Genomic DNA, 2,388 nt, shown 5'->3' with positions numbered 1-2,388 from the left:
CTCTTGTTGATTTTGATGTATGAGCCCCCTGCCGTGGCGAGGATTTCTTCTGCGGCGGCGAGTTCGATGCTGCCTTTGGTGGAGATGATTTTAAACACTTGTTCGGCAATCATGTCGAGTCGGTCGGTGTGCGCTTGAATCTCGACTTTGCCTTTGGCGGCGAACCATTTGTGTCCGATGCTTTGCGTGAATAGGCTGATGCCTTTGCCGACGCTGCCTGTGATGCGTTTGGCACTGATGCTGGTGTCGGCTTTGCTGGTGATGGCGATGTGGTGTCCCGTGGCGATGTGGCTGCTGTGCGGTGTGGTGAGTTGTACGCCCGCGGGGCTGCCGATGATGAGGTGGGCTGCGGTGAGTTCGGGGTGTTTGTCGTCGTCGGAGGCTTTGCCTTTGATGTGTTCGTTCTGGGTTTGGAGTGCGGTGTGCGCGGTTTGGTCGATGCTGCGCTCGTCGGCTTTGTGGTCGATGGCGAGTTCGGCGTGGGTTTTGTGTTGGGCGTGGGCGCTTTTGAGTTGGCCGATGATGTCGCTGAGGTCTTTGATGTGCCCTGTGCCGTTGGCGCGGGTGTGGGTGTTGAGCATCATGCCTTTGGCGGCTCTGAGGGCGCCCCAGGCGTCGGTTTTGAGTTCGAAGCCTTGACCTCGGTATTGTTTGCGACCCGATGGGTCGGGGATGTGGGTGATGTAGCCTAGGTTGAGTTGGCTCCACATGTGTTCGGAGCCGAACTGGGTTTGGATTTCATCTTTGGTGTCGTCCATGATGAGGAAGTTGTTGCGCGTGGCGCCTATCTCTTTGGATTTGAATCCGCTGAGGGCGCTTTGTGTGGGGGCGTCCCAGGGGGGCATGTGGTCGGGGTTGGTGACACGTCCTGAGACGTAGGGCATGTCGGCGTCGAAGCTGATGAAGTCGATGGTGACTTCTTGGCCGATGCGTGGGTGGTGGATGCCGCCGTAGTTCATCCCGGCCCAGGGTGAGCTGACGCGAATCCAGCAGGAGGCGTTTTCGTCTGCGGTGCCGTAGCGGTCCCAGTGGAATTTGATTTTGATGCGGCCGTAGGTGTCGACCCAGATTTCTTGGTCGGCGGGGCCGACGACGGTGGCGGTTTGGGTGTGGGCGGTGGGTTTGGCGATGGTGCGCTCGGGGCGCACTTGTTCGCTGTCGGGTTGGGCGGTGAAGCGGACGTTGATGCTGAATTCGGCTTGTGCGCTGGTGGCTTGTAGGGTTTCGCTGATGTGGTAGTGGGTGTGTAGGACGATCCAGCCGATGTTGCTTTTGCTGCGGGGGTGGTTGTGTAGTTTGAAGGTGTGACCGACTTGTAGGCCGCGGATGTTGCCTTGGCCTTGGGCTCTGCGGCCGTGTTGGCGCAGGGCTTGCATGTAGAGTTGGGCTTTGGTGTCGCCTTCGCCTGTGTCTTTTTGGGTGCTTTGTGCGGTGAGGGCGTGACCTTGACTCCATTGGGCGACTTCGATGTGGTTGAAGGCGGTGCGTTGGGGTTGTTGGGCGTGTGCGGTTTGGGTGACGCGGTTGTGTTTGAATTGGTAGTCTAGGCTGGTGTAGCGGCTGGCAATGAGGGCGTGTCCGTCGGTGAAGTGGCTGATGCTTTCTTCTTGTAGTTTGAGTTCAGGTGGGTAGACGTAGAGGTCTTGGTAGGCGACGGAGTCCATGGGTTTGATGCCGTGTAGCCCGTCGCTGAGGATGAGGGTGTGCTTGCCGTCTGTGTGTTCGAACCAGTAGTTGATGCCCCATTCTTGCATGACCATTTGAGCATATTCGGCATCCGATTGGCCAAATTGTAGTTGCATGTCGAGTGTGGGGTAGCTGGCGGATAGTCGGGTTTCTACAGGGAACGGGTATTGCTTGAGGATGGTGTCGATGATTTGTGGGGCGGTTTGTTGTTGGTAGACCCGATATTGACGGTTTTTGGTGAGCAGGGTGAGCCAGGGGCGTAGGCGCAGTTGGTATTGGGCGAAGCGGCCGTGTGTGCCTATGTAGCGGGCTTCGGTGACGATGGCGTTGATGTGCCGTGTGCCTGCGCCGAGGGCGGCGGGGAGGATGCCGCCTGCGTGTCGTTCGATGTCGATGCCGAAGTTGGATAGGTTGGCAAATTGGATTTTACCGTCTTGTTCGATCGTTAAGGTGACGGGGCTGCCGATGAGGCTTTCGACGTCCCATTGGCTGCCGACGGCGAGGCTTTCGCCATTGGCGACTTGGGCGGCGCTGATGTAGTGCTCTATAATGCCACGACCGTATTCGTCGCGGGCGTAGCAGGTGACAGTGTAGTCAAACTGCTCGTTGATGCCGTCGCTGCCTTCGAGCTCACGGAATAGAATGAGGTGCGTGCCCATCGCAGTGACCGGGAGCTTCGGGCCTGTGAGGGTGATGGTGCGG

At 58.3% G+C, this 2,388-nt stretch carries 1 protein-coding gene; it reads right to left on the bottom strand.

Annotated elements, in window-relative coordinates; all coding sequences use genetic code 11:
• The coding region (locus tag DFR44_RS11240; protein ID WP_133621657.1) for a type VI secretion system Vgr family protein at positions 1-2,388 on the bottom strand (2,388 nt) is incomplete at both ends.

Source organism: Hydromonas duriensis, from assembly GCF_004363775.1.
Lineage (GTDB): Bacteria > Pseudomonadota > Gammaproteobacteria > Burkholderiales > Burkholderiaceae > Hydromonas > Hydromonas duriensis.
Note: the sequence above shows the minus strand (reverse complement) of the source record. Positions and strands in the feature narration are given on the sequence as shown.